The 14,292-nt window shown below is 67.2% G+C and carries 18 protein-coding genes and 1 pseudogene; 9 read left to right on the top strand and 10 right to left on the bottom strand.

Annotated elements, in window-relative coordinates:
• The first annotated feature begins 2 nt into the window (after positions 1 to 2).
• Genes N4S67_RS26820 through N4S67_RS26810 form a run of 3 tightly spaced genes read left to right on the top strand, consistent with a single transcriptional unit; the run spans position 3 to position 2,056 of the window.
• Positions 3 to 1,313, top strand: a complete 1,311-nt coding sequence (locus N4S67_RS26820) for an NAD(P)/FAD-dependent oxidoreductase (protein ID WP_260996083.1) — start codon at positions 3 to 5, stop codon at positions 1,311 to 1,313.
• Positions 1,314 to 1,346: 33 nt separating this feature from the next.
• Positions 1,347 to 1,538 (top strand): hypothetical protein, encoded by a 192-nt coding sequence (locus N4S67_RS26815; protein WP_260996082.1) that lies wholly within the window; start codon positions 1,347 to 1,349, stop codon positions 1,536 to 1,538.
• A 32-nt stretch (positions 1,539 to 1,570) separates the two neighbouring features.
• A complete protein-coding gene (locus N4S67_RS26810; protein WP_260996081.1) occupies positions 1,571 to 2,056 on the top strand; it encodes an NUDIX domain-containing protein in 486 nt (161 codons plus the stop codon).
• A gap of 76 nt (positions 2,057 to 2,132) precedes the next feature.
• On the opposite strand, the pseudogene N4S67_RS26805 reads toward N4S67_RS26810, so the two are convergent.
• The 5 genes and pseudogenes from N4S67_RS26805 to N4S67_RS26785 form a co-directional block, all read right to left on the bottom strand.
• Positions 2,133 to 2,474 (bottom strand): annotated as a pseudogene (locus tag N4S67_RS26805) (nuclear transport factor 2 family protein); the annotation flags it as partial.
• On the bottom strand, positions 2,474 to 3,349 hold the full coding sequence (locus N4S67_RS26800) for an LLM class F420-dependent oxidoreductase (RefSeq protein WP_260996080.1): 876 nt from the start codon (positions 3,347 to 3,349) through the stop codon (positions 2,474 to 2,476). The gene N4S67_RS26800 and the pseudogene N4S67_RS26805, both read right to left, overlap by 1 nt.
• Positions 3,346 to 3,585, bottom strand: a complete 240-nt coding sequence (locus N4S67_RS26795) for a hypothetical protein (protein ID WP_260996079.1) — start codon at positions 3,583 to 3,585, stop codon at positions 3,346 to 3,348. Before N4S67_RS26795 ends, N4S67_RS26800 begins: the two co-directional genes overlap by 4 nt.
• 22 nt (positions 3,586 to 3,607) lie before the next feature.
• Positions 3,608 to 4,711 carry a PDR/VanB family oxidoreductase gene (locus tag N4S67_RS26790; RefSeq protein WP_260996078.1) on the bottom strand — a complete coding sequence of 368 codons (1,104 nt, stop codon included), beginning with the start codon at positions 4,709 to 4,711 and terminating at the stop codon, positions 3,608 to 3,610.
• Entirely contained in the window at positions 4,711 to 5,610 is a 900-nt protein-coding gene (locus N4S67_RS26785) for a metal-dependent hydrolase (RefSeq protein WP_260996077.1), read from the bottom strand. The genes N4S67_RS26790 and N4S67_RS26785 overlap by 1 nt, the downstream gene beginning before the upstream one ends.
• A gap of 94 nt (positions 5,611 to 5,704) precedes the next feature.
• Between N4S67_RS26785 and N4S67_RS26780 the strand changes: the two genes are divergently transcribed.
• Together N4S67_RS26780 and N4S67_RS26775 are read left to right on the top strand one after the other, a co-directional pair.
• Complete coding sequence (locus N4S67_RS26780; protein WP_260996076.1) at positions 5,705 to 6,550, top strand: lysophospholipid acyltransferase family protein; 846 nt, start codon at positions 5,705 to 5,707, stop codon at positions 6,548 to 6,550.
• A gap of 63 nt (positions 6,551 to 6,613) precedes the next feature.
• Entirely contained in the window at positions 6,614 to 7,048 is a 435-nt protein-coding gene (locus N4S67_RS26775) for an SRPBCC family protein (RefSeq protein ID WP_260996075.1), read from the top strand.
• Between the two features lies 1 nt (position 7,049).
• Here the strand turns inward: N4S67_RS26775 and N4S67_RS26770 are convergent, their stop codons facing one another.
• A complete protein-coding gene (locus N4S67_RS26770) occupies positions 7,050 to 7,463 on the bottom strand; it encodes a hypothetical protein (RefSeq protein ID WP_260996074.1) in 414 nt (137 codons plus the stop codon).
• 187 nt (positions 7,464 to 7,650) lie between these two features.
• Here N4S67_RS26770 and N4S67_RS26765 point away from each other — a divergent pair, with 187 nt between their 5' ends.
• Genes N4S67_RS26765 through N4S67_RS26755 form a run of 3 tightly spaced genes read left to right on the top strand, consistent with a single transcriptional unit; the run spans position 7,651 to position 10,392 of the window.
• Positions 7,651 to 8,259: a TetR/AcrR family transcriptional regulator gene (locus tag N4S67_RS26765; RefSeq protein ID WP_260996073.1), complete on the top strand. Its 609-nt coding sequence runs from the start codon at positions 7,651 to 7,653 to the stop codon at positions 8,257 to 8,259.
• Positions 8,256 to 9,164 carry an SDR family NAD(P)-dependent oxidoreductase gene (locus N4S67_RS26760; protein WP_260996072.1) on the top strand — a complete coding sequence of 303 codons (909 nt, stop codon included), beginning with the start codon at positions 8,256 to 8,258 and terminating at the stop codon, positions 9,162 to 9,164. Before N4S67_RS26765 ends, N4S67_RS26760 begins: the two co-directional genes overlap by 4 nt.
• A 28-nt stretch (positions 9,165 to 9,192) precedes the next feature.
• The gene (locus N4S67_RS26755) at positions 9,193 to 10,392 is read left to right on the top strand and encodes an MFS transporter (RefSeq protein WP_260996071.1); all 1,200 of its coding nucleotides are present in this window, start codon (positions 9,193 to 9,195) and stop codon (positions 10,390 to 10,392) included.
• Here N4S67_RS26755 and N4S67_RS26750 read toward each other — a convergent pair.
• The 4 genes from N4S67_RS26750 to N4S67_RS26735 are packed head-to-tail and all read right to left on the bottom strand — an operon-like array spanning position 10,361 to position 12,562.
• A complete protein-coding gene (locus tag N4S67_RS26750; protein ID WP_260996070.1) occupies positions 10,361 to 10,684 on the bottom strand; it encodes a DMT family transporter in 324 nt (107 codons plus the stop codon). The genes N4S67_RS26755 and N4S67_RS26750 overlap by 32 nt on opposite strands.
• Complete coding sequence (locus tag N4S67_RS26745) at positions 10,684 to 11,022, bottom strand: DMT family transporter (RefSeq protein WP_260996069.1); 339 nt, start codon at positions 11,020 to 11,022, stop codon at positions 10,684 to 10,686. The genes N4S67_RS26750 and N4S67_RS26745 overlap by 1 nt, the downstream gene beginning before the upstream one ends.
• Positions 11,023 to 11,045: 23 nt before the next feature.
• Positions 11,046 to 11,666 carry a TetR/AcrR family transcriptional regulator gene (locus N4S67_RS26740; protein ID WP_260996068.1) on the bottom strand — a complete coding sequence of 207 codons (621 nt, stop codon included), beginning with the start codon at positions 11,664 to 11,666 and terminating at the stop codon, positions 11,046 to 11,048.
• On the bottom strand, positions 11,663 to 12,562 hold the full coding sequence (locus N4S67_RS26735) for an oxygenase MpaB family protein (protein ID WP_260996067.1): 900 nt from the start codon (positions 12,560 to 12,562) through the stop codon (positions 11,663 to 11,665). The genes N4S67_RS26740 and N4S67_RS26735 overlap by 4 nt, the downstream gene beginning before the upstream one ends.
• A 160-nt stretch (positions 12,563 to 12,722) precedes the next feature.
• Here N4S67_RS26735 and N4S67_RS26730 point away from each other — a divergent pair, with 160 nt between their 5' ends.
• The gene (locus N4S67_RS26730; protein WP_260996066.1) at positions 12,723 to 14,276 is read left to right on the top strand and encodes a carboxylesterase/lipase family protein; all 1,554 of its coding nucleotides are present in this window, start codon (positions 12,723 to 12,725) and stop codon (positions 14,274 to 14,276) included.
• Positions 14,277 to 14,292 lie beyond the last annotated feature (16 nt).

Here is a 14,292-nt window from a genome sequence, read left to right as displayed (position 1 = left end):
CGATGACGTCTGTGGTGATCGTCGGCAGCGGTTTCACCGGCTTCGAATGCGCGCGCAATCTTGCCAAAAAGCTCAGGAGGCAAGACGCCGACGTCGACATCTCGATCATCTCGCCCGTCGACTACATGCTGTACACCCCACTGCTTCCCGACGTTGCCGGAGGCCTGGTGGACGCTCGCTTCGTAGCGATTCCGCTGGCGAACACACTGCGGGGCGTCCAGGCGATCCGCGGCCGTGTCGACGGTGTCGACTTCGATGCGCGCACAGTCACCTACGTCGATCCCGAGCAACGCGCGCGCGTGTTGCCGTGGGACCGTTTGGTGCTGACGCCGGGGTCGGTGACCCGGCTCTTCGACGTGCCAGGTCTGGCTGAGCACGCGCGGGGACTCAAGTCGACGGCAGAGGCGTTGTACCTGCGCGATCATGTGCTCGAACAACTCGAGCTCGCCGACGTCGACGACGACCAGGGCCGTGCGGCGGCGCGGCGGACGATCGTGGTGGTAGGCGCGTCGTACTCGGGCACCGAATTGGCGGTTCAACTGCGGGCGCTGGCCGATGCAGCGGCGAAATCGATGAGCTTCGCGCCCGAGGATGTGAAGTTCCTGCTACTGGACATGGCCGATCAGGTGATGCCCGAAGTGGGGGACAAGCTGGGCGCCGCCGCACAGCGGGTGTTGAAATCGCGGGGCATCGAGGTGCGGCTCGGGGTGACGCTCAAGGAAGTGCACGCCGAACATGTCGTGCTCAGCGACGGGTCGCTGGTCCGCACCCACACCGTCGCGTGGGTCACCGGTGTCACCGGAGCGCCGCTCATCGAACAACTCGGCCTGCCCACCGAGAAGGGCCGGCTGAAGGTGACCACTGAACTGGAGGTGCCCGGCTACCCGGGCGTGTTCGGCGCGGGCGACGCTGCCGCGGTGCCGGACGTGACACAGCCGGGGAAGATCACCCCGCCGACCGCGCAGCACGCGACGCGGCAGGGGAAAGTGTTGGCGCGCAACGTCGCCGCCAGCCTCGGTATCGGGAAGGCGAAGACGTACAAGCACCGCAACATGGGCTTGGTCGTCGACCTCGGACCGCGCTACGCCGTGGCCAATCCCCTCAATGTCCAGCTGTCCGGATTCCCCGCCAAGGTCGTCACCCGCGCCTACCACATCTACGCGATCCCACGGTTCGTCAACCGGTGGGCGGTCGCGCTGGCGTACCTGACCGACGTGTTCTTCGAGCGCTCGGTGGTGTCGTTCGGATTGTCGTCGAGCGAGGATGCGCGGTTCTCCGCGAGCGAAGGTATTCCGATGCCGAGAGCCGACTGATTCAAACCCGGCCAACCGGGTATCGGTATCCGCATGGCTACGTATCGAGTGTTGAACCCCAAGGGTGAAGTAGTCGACACCAAGGACATCGAGAGCGCCGACGATGCACACGCTTGGTTCGTCGACGAGAAGGCCGAACCCGAACTCGGTTGGCGCATGGAGGTCAAGTCCGACGACGGCGAATGGGCATTCTTCGACGACAGTGAAGGCGACCGCAAGTACTGATCCGACCGCACTCGCGGCAATAAGGTGATGGCGTGCCAAAGCTATCGGCGGGACTGCTGCTGTACCGCGTCGTCGACGATCAGGTCGAGGTGCTCATCGGTCATCCCGGCGGGCCGTTCTGGGCCCGCAAAGATGACAGTGCGTGGTCGATCCCCAAAGGCGAGTACGCCGAGGGCGACGACCCGTGGAGCGCCGCGGTGCGCGAGTTCGAAGAAGAACTCGGCAAGATTCCTCCCGACGGACCCCGCATCGACTTCGCGCCGCTGCGGCAGCCCAGCGGCAAGGTGATCACCGCGTTCGCGGTCCGCGGGGACCTCGACCTGGAAGGCACGTTCTCCAACACGTTCGAACTGGAGTGGCCGAAAGGGTCGGGAAAGTTCAAGGAGTTTCCCGAAATCGACCGGGTGGGTTGGTTTTCTGTTGCCGAGGCTCGGTCCAAGCTGCTGAAGGGTCAGCTGCCGCTGCTCGATCGACTGCTGGATGCGCTCGAACGCGACGCGCGGGGCGGGTCTCGATAGCGTTGATGGTCAACGCGCGGCCGTGTATACGCCAACCGGCGCGGGTGCGCAGGTATTCGTCGTCGTAGCGCAGATGCCACACCAGATCGTCGATGCGGTCGCCGGCAACTGTCCAGTGGTGGGCGATGCAGGTGATTCTGCCGAGCGCGTAGTCGGCGTCCTCGCCGGGCGCGTACACCTCACCCACGATCGCGTGTTCGGTGCGCGTCACCGCAGCCAGTGTGGCCAAGGCGGTACGGATGCCGTCGCGACCATCGTGGCGCCGTACCGGATACAGCATCTTCGGTGGATCGGGGAGCCGTAATTCCGCTGTCTCGGTGAATAATTCGAGCACATCGTCGAAACGTCGGTCGTCGACCGCGGACGCATACAGATGCACCAGATCGGCCAGCGCCAGCCGGTCGGGCAGGGCCAGCATCATGGCGTCAGCCCCAGTCGCTGGGCACACGCCGAGAGTACGTCGCGCGCCTCGCCGATGGACGCCGTCGGTGGCATCGCCAGCACGACGCGGCTCGCGCCGAGCGCCTCGAGCTTGTCCGCCCGTTGCCGGTCGATCTTCCCAACGCTGTGCCCCAGCGACAACTCCAGCTCGTCTGGATCGCGCCCGGAATCGGCTGCTGCGTCGCGCATCACGGCGACCAGCTCCTCGAGCGCGGGTCCGCCGACGCCCAACGGTTGCAGGCCGTCTCCGAGTCGTCCCGCCCGGCGGGCGGCCCGGCTGGTGTGTCCGCCGATGTGGATGGGCACCCGGCGGGCCGGTTTCGGATAGCACATCGCGTGGTCGAAGTCGAAGAATTCCCCGTGAAAACTTGCTCCGTCGGCCCGCTGCTCCCACAGCAGCCGCATCACCGCGATTTGTTCGTCGGCTCTGCGGCCGCGGCTCGCGAAATCCGCTCCGCAGGCTTCGATCTCCTCTTTGAGCCAACCAACGCCCACACTGAGGCGAAGTCGCCCACCGGAGAGCGCGTCGAGGGTGGCCACCCTTTTGGCCAACACCACGGGATGGTGATTCGGCAAGACCAGCACGCCGGTTGCCAGGCCGAGCCGCGTCGTGTGGCCGGCGAGGAACGCCAACAGGTCCAGGGGGTCGGGCACCGGACAGTCGGCCGGTAATTCGACGCGTCCCGACGGGTCGTAGGGGTAGACGCTGGTGTACCGCGACATCAGCACGGTGTGTTCGACCACGACGATCGACTCGAAGCCGCATGCCTCGGTGTGTTGCGCGAACGCGACCATGAATTCGGGGTCCGCGGTGACTGCTGCGCCGACGGGCGCGACGACGGCGAATCTCATGGCAGTGGCCGCAATCTGTTGCTGTCGCGAAAGTCTCTTCGGCATCCGCGTCGGGTCCGGACGGTCTGCTGCATGCACACCCGGACGAGAGACTCCTCGGCGAGGGGCAGGGGTTCGTCGGTCGCCTCGGTGGCGCGGGTGTTGCCGACCGGCGCGCAGGCAGCCCCGACAGCGCCGGAGCCCAGCAGGCGCACGATGGTGTATCCGGCGAACCTCGCACCATCGGTCAACCGCATGGGCGAATAGTACGAGACGCGACTACAGATCGAGCGTGAGACGCGACCCCTCGGCCGCCCGCGAGACGCAGATCAGCATCATGCCGCTGGCACGTTCCGGATCCGTCAGCAGCATGTCGCGATGATCGACGGTGCCGTCGAGCACCCGTGTCCTGCAGGTGCCGCAGAACCCCTGCTGACACGAGTACGGCGCTTGCGCGCCCGCGCGATTGAGCGCGGCCAGCAGAGTTTCGTCGGGCCCGACGCGAATGTCGGCGCCGGTAGAGGCGACCGTCGCGGTGAACTCCGTGCCGTCCACGACTGGCGGCGCGGCGAACCGCTCGAAGTGCAGCTCGACGCCGTCGCGACCGATCAGTGCGGACCGGATGGCGGTCAGCATTGCCGCGGGGCCGCACGCGTACACCGCGGTTCCGTCCGCACAGTCGCCGAGAAGGTCACGGGCCGTAGGCAACCCGGCGGAGTCGTCGGTGCGGATGCGCACCCGGTCGCCGTGGGCAGCGACCTCGTCGAGGAACGGCAGGCTGTCGCGGCTGCGACCCGCATACACCATCGACCAGTCCACGCCGAGGCGGTCCGCCAACCCGAGCATGGGCAGAATGGGGGTGATCCCGATACCGCCCGCGATGAATCGGAGCCGCTGTGCGGGCGATCCATACCCCGGCACGGTCAGCGGGAAGGCGTTGCGAGGCCCGCGCGTGGTGACGGTCGCCCCTACCGGCAGGCCGTGCATCTCGATCGAGCCGCCGCCGCCGGAAGGTATGCGCCGCACCGCGATCCGATAGGCAGCCGTGTCCGCGGGGTCACCGCATAGCGAGTACTGACGTAGCCGGCCGCTGGGCAGGCGGACGTCGATGTGCGCGCCCGGATGCCAACGCGGGAGCCGAGCGCCGTCGACACCGGCCAGCGTCAACGCCACCACGTTCTCGTCGTGCGCCACCACGCGTCGGTCGACGATGCAAAGTTCGCGTGTCCGGTCCGATTCCGGCGGTAGCGTCACCCGCCGGACCGCGCCCGCCATCGCCTCCATCCCGGAGATCACGGCCCCGACCAACCCCACCATCACGTCCCGGCGCTCGCGGTGAAACGGGTTGGACGGCAGTTGCCGGTAGCGTTCCCGCAGGCTCATCAAAGGTGGGCCGCGCGCGCTGCAGGAGAGGTGGCCAGATACGCGACTGCTTGCGCCGTGGAGCCCATCTGCTCCGGGGAGAATCCCGGTCGGAAGTACGCCATTGTGTTGGCTCCGAACAGGGTCCGAAACTTCGGCAGGAGCCCGAGTTTGGAATCACGCATCCGCAGACGCTGCATCTTCCACCAACCGATGTCGCTGGCCGGGTCGGCTTTGAGCAGGTACCACGTGCCGCGCTGGAAGAAAGCGAACATCACGGTCGCCGCCAGCGCCATCGCCCTGATGCGATCGGGGTAGCTGTCGTGGAAGTAGACCGCGACGTCGTGCGCGACGCTGCGGTGCTCGACCTCCTCGCTGCCATGCCACCGGAAGAGATCGACCAGCGTCGGGTCGGCGCCGTGCCGGTCCCAGGAGGAGTTCAGTGCAAAGTCGCCCAGCACCGCCGTGTAGTGCTCGATGGCCGCGATCAGCCACAGCCGTTCACAAAGGTTGTTCAGCCGACGCTCGGGATCAGTCGAAGTTGTTGGCGCCAAGACCTTTTCGAACATGTACTCGACGAGCTCGAGCATCGGGGTGGGATCGACGCCGTTGCCGGTGAGGAACTCCGCGATCACGCGGTCGTGCGCTGCGGCGTGCGTGGCTTCCTGCCCGATGAACCCGCGGATGTCCTCGGCGAGCTTCGGGTCCTTCACCAGCGGCAGCGCCTCGTTGAACGTCTTGACGAACCAATGCTCGGCTGCGGGCAGCACAACGTTGAACAAGTTGATCATCGTAGAGGCCACCGGATGGGCCGGAATCCACTCCAAGGGCACGCCGGCGAGGTCGAAGTGCACCTGACGGGCCTGGATCTGTACCGGGCCCGGATCGATCTCCTCGGCGAACCGGCGCGGTCGCAGCATATCGACCTCCTGTCGAAGCATCGGTGATCGCAGTTTACGAGGAGTACGTGGGAACGCGGGTTTCGGATTGCTGCGTCGTGTCAATATCACCTGCATGGCGGGCATCGGCGACGCTCTCGATTGGGCAAAACACCAGGTGACGGCCCGTGTTCCGAAGGCCGATCTGGACCAGCGCGACGCGGATTACATCCGCGAGCAACTACCGGGTCTGTGGCTGTTGGCCTCGTTGTACTTCCGGGCCGACGTGCGCGGGCTGGACCGGATCCCGGCCGAAGGACCGGTCTTGTTGGTGGGCAACCACAGTGGCGGCAACCTCCCGCCCGACACCTTCGTCTTCACGCTGGCGTTCTGCTCGTACTTCGGTGTCGAACGGCCGTTCTACCAACTCGCGCACAACCTGGTCGTCTCGATGCCGGGACTGGGCTCACTGCGCAAGTTCGGCACCGTCGCCGCCAATCACGACAATGCCACGCTCGCTTTGCAGTCCGGTGGGGCGTTGCTGGTGTACCCGGGCGGCGACTACGAGGTGTTCCGGCCGTCGTGGAAACGTCACGAGGTCGACTTCGGCGGTCGCAAGGGTTACGTGAAGCTCGCCCGCGAGGCCGGTGTGCCGATCGTGCCGGTCGCCAGCGTCGGTGGTCAGGAAGCGGCCCTGTTCCTCGACCGCGGACAGTGGCTGGCCAAGCTGACGAGGGTCGACAAGATGGCGCGTCTGAAAAGCGTGCCGATCCTGTTGGCGCCGCCGTGGGGCCTTGCGGTCAGCGACATGGTGCCGCGCTTACCCCTTCCGACGAAGATCGCCATCGAGGTGCAGGACCCGATCGACGCCGACGACATCGCGGCCAGCGACGACGACGTCATCAACGACAAGGTGCTGGCCAGCCTGCAGGCCGGTGTCGACCGGCTCGCGGCGGGTAGACGGTTCCCGGTGATCGGCTGATGAGGGCTTGCGCGAAGAAGAGACGGCCCTGATGAGCGCTTGCGCGAAGAAGAGACGGCCCTGATGAGAGTTCAACGGCAGTGCGTCATGGACGCCGATCGCGAGACCGTGTGGAAGCTTGTGAGCGACCCGGGTTGTTATCCCGAGTTCATGGCAAGCCTGGAACGCTGGGAGACCCTGACCGATGGGGCGGCAGGCTTGGGCGCTCGCTACACCGTGCACTGGAAGGTCGGATCCGTGCCGATCGGCGGCACCGTCGAGGTCGTCGAGTTCGATGCGCCTCGAGAGTTGTCCTGGATCGGGCTGACCGGGGTGTCGCAGCGCGGCCGGTTCCGGCTGCGGGAGACCGACGACGGCCGCACCAAGGTCACGTTCCGGTTGGCCTACGAGTCGGCCGGCAATCTGCTCGGAATCATCGCCGACAGGGTTGCCGCCCGTCAGGTCGGCCGCACGATGAGCGCGACGCTCAACAACCTGCGGCAAATGGTCGAGGGGTAGGTCAGGCCGGGGGCGGGGAAACGGGTCCGGGCGCGCCCTGGATCGGCACGAGCGGCGTCGGTGTCACGGTCGTGACGCCGTTGCTCCCGACGCGAGGACCGCCCGACGGGCCCATCTCCTCGAGCATATCGGCGGCCTTCTGACTGCAGTCCAACATCAGCAGGACGCGGCCTCCTGAGGTGATCTTCTGCTGATCGACCAGGCAGTCCGACTGGGACAGCACGCTGCCGAACGATCCGCCGAAGTACCCCTTCACACCCTGACTCTTGAGCAGTTGAAGCGCCTTGTTGTACGGCTCACCGACCACATTGAGGCCGCTGTAATCGGCCGGTTGTGACAAGGCGATGCCCGCGCCGACCAGGGCGGCCGAGCCGGCGACCACGAGGCCACCGCTGAGCACAACGAGCTTCTTCACGTGTTATCTCCTAAGTCGGTGCGCTGCGAACATATCGCAGAGGTGACGATTGTGAAACCGGAGACGGGCGCTCGCGCGTTACACCTGAGGTTCGACCGCCGCCCGCATGATGTCGACGAGCGCAGCCGCCCGCGGGCCGTACGCAGCCATGTAGGCTGTCTGTAACGATCCTTACAGACAGGCGACAATGTCCGCATCGACCAGCAGGCGACAGCAGCAGGGCGAGTTGTCGCGCGAGACGATCCTCGACGCCACCGAACAGCTGATGGCGACCCGCGGATACGCGGCCACCTCGATCAACGACATTCGCAAGGCATGTGGACTGCCGCCGAGCTCGATCTACTGGCATTTCGGATCGAAGGAAGGGGTGCTGGCGGCGGTGATGGAACGCGGTGCGGAACGGTTCTTCGCGGCCATTCCCGCCGGCGCCGACATCGATAGCCAACTCGCCGCCGTGACCCGACAGCAGGCTCAGCATCCCGAATTCCTGCGGTTGTTCCTGCTGCTCTCGCTGGAACGCAGCGACGACCCAGCGGTCGCCCAGGTGGTGCGCCGGGTGCGCGACAAAGCGCTCGCGGGGTTCGGCGCCGCGATCGCTGCGCTGCTACCCGAGGACGTGCCGCCGGCGAGGGCGCGGCGCGTCGTCGCAGAACTGGCGGCCGTCGCCACGGCGTTGTCCGACGGCATTTTCCTGGCCGAACATCTCGAGCCCGACGTGACGGACATCGAACGGATGTATCTGCGGCTGCACCAGACGGTGACGGCCTTGATCCCGATCCTGCTGGAGGAGAAATGACGACCAGAACCGCGATCATCACCGGTGCCAACGCCGGCCTCGGATTCGAGTGTGCCCGTGCGCTACTGGCCGCCGATCCGGCGTGGCACGTCGTGCTCGCCGTCCGCGATGCGGGACGCGGGGCCGACGCCGTCGCCCGACTCGGCCTGCCGCAGCGGTGCACCGTGCTCGAGCTGGACCTCGCCTCGCTGGCTTCCGTGAGCAGATTCGTCGACACTCTGCGCGGCGCTGGGCTGCCCCCGCTGCACGCCGTCGTCTGCAACGCCGGCCTGCAGGTCGTGTCCGGAACCGAGCAGACCGAAGACGGCGTGGAAATGACCTTCGGAGTGAACCACCTGGGCCACTTCGCTCTGATGCAAAGGCTCCGTGAGCAGTTGGCGCGGCCAGGGCGTGTCGTCGTCGTGAGCAGCGGCACGCACGACCCGGCCAAGTTCACCGGCATGCCGTCGCCGAACTACACCAGCGCCGCAGAAATGGCGCAACCGTCCGAGATCTCCGACTCGAGTGAGGGTCGTCGCCGCTACACCACCTCAAAGCTGTGCAACCTGCTTTTCGCCTACGAACTCGACCGCCGCCTCGGCCACGGCGAGCAGGATGTGACCGTCAACGCATTCGATCCCGGCCTGATGCCGGGATCCGGCCTGGCCCGCGACTACGCGCCTGCGGGCCGGTGGGCGTGGCGTTACCTGTTCCCCGCCCTTCGCGTGCTGCCCGGTGTCAACAGCACGCGCACCTCGGGCCGCCACCTTGCTGCGCTCGTACATGACCCGCGGCTCGACGGCGTCACCGGCGCCTACTTTGCCGGGCGAAAACAAATGTCCTCTTCGAAGGATTCCTACGACCGCGCGAAAGCGCTCGACCTATGGGAGACGAGCGAACGGCTGGTGACCCGCGTCAGCAAGTGAGCCAACCGCTTTCGGTAGTGTCGTTGCAATGGCGCCTGGCGGACTCGACGTGTCCGAGGCGCAGAACCGGAGGGCGCGGGTCGCGGTAGCCGCGCTGTTCTTGGCCAACGGCGCGGTTTTCGCCAATCTGCTGCCGAGGTACCCCGAGATCAAATCCGATCTGCACCTGTCCAACGCGATATACGGCGCAGCCGTCGCCGCGTTCTCGGCAGGCGCGCTCGTGGCGGGCCTGGCTGCCGCGGCGCTGATCCGGCGCTACCGGTCGTCGCGGGTGGCGGTCGTCGGCGCCGCGGGCATAGCCCTGTTCGTCGTGGCGGCGGGCCTGGCGCCGACGCCGCTGATGCTGGCGGCGGCGCTGTTCGTCGCGGGTGCCTCCGACTCGATCACCGACGTCGCCCAGAACGCACACGGCTTGCGCCTGCAACGCAGCTACGGGCGCTCGATCATCAACTCGTTCCACGCAGTGTGGGCCGCAGGTGCCATCGTCGGGGGCCTGATGGGCGCCGCCGCGATCGCGTTGGACATCTCGCGCGCAACACATCTGACGATTGCGGCCGTCCTTTTCACCGCAGTGGTCCTGGTCGCCTACCCGTATCTGCTGAAAGGTCCCGATCAGGACAACCACCCGTCAGCACGGACGGGCGGCGGGGGAGACGCCGGAATTGCGGTGTACGCAGCGCTGCTCGCGCTCGTCGTCATCGCGATCGCCGGCGCCACCGTCGAAGACGCCGGAAGCAACTGGGCCACCTTGTATCTGCGAGACAGCCTCGGTGCACCGGGTGCTGTCGCGGTCTTCGGCTATGTCGCTTTGGTCGGGTTCATGTTCGTCGGCCGGTTGATCGGCGACCGCTTGGTCGACCGGTTCGGCGAACGTACGGTCGCGCGCGCCGGCGGCCTGATCGCGGCGCTCGGAATGGGTTGTGCGCTGGCATTTCCTACCGTTGTCGGTACGGTCGCCGGCTTCGCCGCGGCGGGCTTCGGGGTGGCAACGCTGGTACCGGCCGCGATGCACGGCGCGGATCAGTTGCCGGGGTTGCGCCCCGGCACCGGGCTGACGATCGTGACCTGGCTGATGCGTATCGGCTTCTTCGGCGCACCCTTGGCCGTCGGAGTCATCGCCGACGCGACCAGCCTGCGGGCCGGGTTGTTGGCGGTGCCGATCGCCGGCATCGTGGTCGTCGCCCTCGCCGGTGTGCTCAGCGGGCGACGCCGGCCGTCTCGATCGTGAGCACGCCCGCCACGATCAAGGCGATGCCCGCCATCATCTTCGGGGTCAGTGGGTCGGCGAACACGACCCTGGCGATGATGGCCACCAACGCGACCCCGCACGCCGTCCAGACGCCGTAGGCGATGCCGACCGGCATGCCCAACGCGAGCGACACCCACAGCAGGTAGAACGACACGAGATAGCCGGCCAGGATCGGGCCGAACCAGACCCGCTTGCGGAAGCCGTCCGAGGCGCGCAGCGACAGCGTGGCGAAGACTTCGGCGAGGATGGCGCCGACGAGCGCCCACCACATCACGGCTCCACCCCGGCTGGCGTCCGCGAGCCGAGTTCGACGAGAAGCACACCGCCGATGATCAACGCGATGCCCGCCACTATCGGCCAGGTGAAGGGATCACCGAAGATCACAGCCGCCAGCACCGCCGTGCCCGCCGTGCCCATGGCACCCCAGATCCCGTACGCGACGCCGACCGGTACGCCGGCCCTCAGAACCAGGGTCAGCAACACGAACGCGCTGAGGTAACCGACCACGACGACAGTCAGCCACGCGGCATGATCCTGGGACGCTCGCAAGGACAGTGTCGCCACGACCTCGACCGTGATTGCCGCGATCAGCAGCGTCCACTTCCGCACGCCACCAAGTTATGCCATCGCCGTCAGATGGCGCGTTCGACCATCGGGGTCAGCACGTCGTGGGCGAAGCGACGCAGTTCGGCGTCGTCTCCGAAGTCAGGGTCGGAGGGCGGGATCGAAATGTAGGTGAAGAACAGCCGCGCGAACACATCTGCCACCCAGCGCACCGGTTGGGACGGCGCGCCCGGCGACTCGCCGTGGATGTAGTTGGCGATGAAGGCCGAACCCATCTTGAGCAGTTCGGCGGAGTCGTCGGTGGGCGCCGGTTCGACCTGACCGGCCCGGCGCAGCATCGGATGCTCGCGTGCGAAGCTGACCGCGGCGATGAACGCTTCCGCCACCCCCTCATGCGGATCCTCGACAGCCTCGATGGCGTCGGCGACCGAGGCGAGGAAGCGCTGGGTCTCTCGGCGCACCAAGGCCTGCACCAGGTCGTCGCGACGGGGGTAGCGACGATAGGCGGTCATGCGCGACACTCCTGCGCGGCGCACCACATCCTCAACCGTAAGGCGTTGCAGGCCAACAGAAGCCGCTTCGTGCAGAGCGGCGTCGAGGATGCGCTGACTGGTCCGGTCCGCGGCCTCGTCCACGCTGGCGCCCGTTGACGCACCGCCGACGATCTCGATCAGTTCTGCGTCGATCACCGCGCGCCGATCCTGTCAGGCGATGCTCTCCTGCGGGCGAGCTGGGCGTAGGGCGGCTCGCCGAACGCCCAGCGCAACCGTCTGGCGTCGAACTGCAGTACCGGCCCGATCAGAGCCCGGGTCATTGCCGACGGTCGGTCATAACCGATGAGCTCGCGGGCCCACTGCGGGGCCCGGCTCATGCCGGCATAGATGGCGAGCCGGTGCAACCGGCGGTCGACCGGAGCGGGAAGATCGGGGAAGAAGGGCGACGTCATCAGGAAGTCGATGAACTCCCTCGTCTGAGCGTTCACGCAGAGCTTCGGCCGCATCGCCGCGACGTAGTCGGACAGTTCGGCCATTGACGTGGGCACCCAGTCGGCTCCGCCCATCCTGCCGATCACGGCCTGTTCGGCGAGGTAGCGGTCACGCTCCTCGGCCGACAGCGACCGGTTGGTGTCCTCGAAGGCCCGCAGGATCATCCAGGGGATGCACGTGTGCACCCAGGCCAGTAGCTCGGGATCCCGTGCCCGGTAGACCACGCCGTCGGGCCGGGTGCCGTTGACGAACGAATGCACGTGCCGGACACGGTCGATGACTCCGGTGGCGGCCTCGGTGTTGCCGAACGTCGTCGTCAGCACATAGCCGAGGGTGGCCCTGGCCCGCTGAAACGGATCCTCGCGGTAGGTCGACAGGTCCTGCACCCCGGCGACGACAGACGGGTGCAGTATTTCCAGCACGATCGCGGCCAGACCGGCCTGGGATACGGCCGCGAGGTCGGCGTTGACCTCCCACGAAACGCTGCCCGGCCCGATCAGACCGGGGTCGCCTGCCGGTCCGCCGTACACATCGGGGTCGTCGTGACGGCCCGCGCCCTTCTCGAAATCCTCGACGATGCGACGGCGCAGCGACTCCATGGCACACCTCCTCCGATACGAATGTGACAGTAACACCTCCATCTATACCACGGGGGCATCGTCGCCGTGTGGCTACGGGGAAGCAGTCGATCGATCGGTGGCGTCCCAGGAGTCGGCGCGTAGCCTGGAATGGTTTTGTTCCCTTGGCGCAAGGAGTTCCATGACGGATCCCCGGCCCGTGGCCGACGGCCGCCCCGTCGTCGACACCGCCTACGGTCCCGTCCGTGGCGTCGACGAGGGAACAGTCAAGGTATGGAAGGGAATTCGGTACGCGGCCGCGCCCGTCGGCGAGCTGCGGTGGCGATCTCCTCAGCCGCCGCAGCGCTGGACCGAGCCCGCCGACGCAGCCCGCGTCGGACCCGTCTGCCCGCAACCCACAGATCCGCGGATCCCGATCGACCTCGGCGCTCCCCAGGGAGAGGACTGCCTGACGCTCAACGTGTGGGCACCGTCGGGCACCAGCGCCGGAGACGGCAGGCCGGTCATGGTTTGGGTACACGGAGGCGCCTACATCCTCGGGTCATCGGCCCAACCGCTGTATCACGGCCGAGCGCTCGCCTGCGGCGGTGACGCGGTCGTCGTGACCTTCAACTACCGGCTGGGAGCGCTGGGATTTCTCGATCTGTCGTCGTTCGGCGACGGGTTCGACACCAATCTCGGCCTGCGCGACGTGCTGTTCGCGCTGCAGTGGGTGCGTGACAACATCACCGGGTTCGGGGGAGACCCGAACCGGGTCACCTTGTTCGGCGAGTCCGCGGGTGGCGGCATCGTCACCACCCTGCTCGCCAGCCCCGCGGCGGCGGGGCTGTTCTCCGCGGCCATAGCCCAGAGTTCCCCGGCCACCTCCATCTATGACCGCGAACGCGCCCGCCGAGTCGCCGCACAGTTCCTCGAGTCGCTGGGAGTCGGCCCCGACGACGCACACCGGATGCCCTCGATTCCGATGGCCGCGGTGCTCGCCGCGTCCAAGACGGTGTTCGACGGCGTTCCACGACGCAACCCGGGCACGCTGGCGTTCGCGCCGATCGTCGACGGTGACATCGTGCCCGCGCATCCGGTCAAGCTGGCCAGGGAGGGACGCACGCATCCCGTGCCGTTGATCATCGGCACCAACAAACACGAGGCAGCGCTGTTCCGCTGGATGAAGTCGCCGCTCATGCCGATCACCCCGGACGCGATCCGGGCGATGTTCACCGAGATTGCGGCCGAGCAGCCCACCCTTGCGCTGCCCAGTGAGGAACAGATCCGCGCCGCGTACCGGGGCCGCGGCAAGGTCGCCGGCATGGGGGTCGCCCGTGACATCGGGTTTCGGATGCCGTCGATCTGGTTCGCCGAAGGCCATCGCGACGTCGCGCCGGTGTATCTGTACCGGTTCGACTTCGCGACGCCGATGTTGCGCTTGCTGCGACTGGGCGCCGCACACGCCACCGAATTGCCGTTCGTCTGGGGCAATCTCGTGGCAGGCCCACGCGACCCGACCTTCAAGCTGGGCGGGCTGAAAGCAGGTAAGACGGTGTCGGCACGGATTCGCACGCGCTGGTCGACGTTCGCCGCCGACGGGGTGCCGTCGGCGCCCGCGGGTGACCCGACGTGGCGTCCGTACCGCCGCGACGATCGCGCGACACTGATCATCGATGCCCAGGACAGGGTCGTCGACGATCTCGATCACGACGTCCGCACCGCGTGGGGCGACCAGGTGCTCAGTTTCCGCTGATTTGTCGGCGGTTCAC

It is taken from the genome of Mycobacterium deserti, assembly GCF_025345615.1.
In the GTDB taxonomy this organism is placed as follows: Bacteria; Actinomycetota; Actinomycetes; order Mycobacteriales; family Mycobacteriaceae; genus Mycobacterium; species Mycobacterium deserti.
The sequence above is the reverse complement of the archived record's forward strand: the minus strand, read 5'-3'. Positions and strand labels throughout refer to the sequence as shown.

Excerpts from the sequence above, each read along its gene's own strand:
- N4S67_RS26730 (WP_260996066.1), top strand. The coding sequence starts at position 12,723 with ATGACGGATCCCCGGCCCGTGGCCGACGGCCGCCCCGTCGTCGACACC.
- N4S67_RS26785 (WP_260996077.1), bottom strand. The coding sequence starts at position 5,610 with ATGCTGCGACCGCGCCGGTTCGCCGAGGAGATCGATCCGGGCCCGGTA.
- N4S67_RS26750 (WP_260996070.1), bottom strand. The coding sequence starts at position 10,684 with ATGTGGTGGGCGCTCGTCGGCGCCATCCTCGCCGAAGTCTTCGCCACG.
- N4S67_RS26780 (WP_260996076.1), top strand. The coding sequence starts at position 5,705 with ATGGCGGGCATCGGCGACGCTCTCGATTGGGCAAAACACCAGGTGACG.
- N4S67_RS26820 (WP_260996083.1), top strand. The coding sequence starts at position 3 with ATGACGTCTGTGGTGATCGTCGGCAGCGGTTTCACCGGCTTCGAATGC.
- N4S67_RS26800 (WP_260996080.1), bottom strand. The coding sequence starts at position 3,349 with ATGAGATTCGCCGTCGTCGCGCCCGTCGGCGCAGCAGTCACCGCGGAC.
- N4S67_RS26795 (WP_260996079.1), bottom strand. The coding sequence starts at position 3,585 with ATGCGGTTGACCGATGGTGCGAGGTTCGCCGGATACACCATCGTGCGC.
- N4S67_RS26765 (WP_260996073.1), top strand. The coding sequence starts at position 7,651 with ATGTCCGCATCGACCAGCAGGCGACAGCAGCAGGGCGAGTTGTCGCGC.
- N4S67_RS26755 (WP_260996071.1), top strand. The coding sequence starts at position 9,193 with ATGGCGCCTGGCGGACTCGACGTGTCCGAGGCGCAGAACCGGAGGGCG.
- N4S67_RS26775 (WP_260996075.1), top strand. The coding sequence starts at position 6,614 with ATGAGAGTTCAACGGCAGTGCGTCATGGACGCCGATCGCGAGACCGTG.
- N4S67_RS26760 (WP_260996072.1), top strand. The coding sequence starts at position 8,256 with ATGACGACCAGAACCGCGATCATCACCGGTGCCAACGCCGGCCTCGGA.
- N4S67_RS26735 (WP_260996067.1), bottom strand. The coding sequence starts at position 12,562 with ATGGAGTCGCTGCGCCGTCGCATCGTCGAGGATTTCGAGAAGGGCGCG.
- N4S67_RS26790 (WP_260996078.1), bottom strand. The coding sequence starts at position 4,711 with ATGAGCCTGCGGGAACGCTACCGGCAACTGCCGTCCAACCCGTTTCAC.
- N4S67_RS26815 (WP_260996082.1), top strand. The coding sequence starts at position 1,347 with ATGGCTACGTATCGAGTGTTGAACCCCAAGGGTGAAGTAGTCGACACC.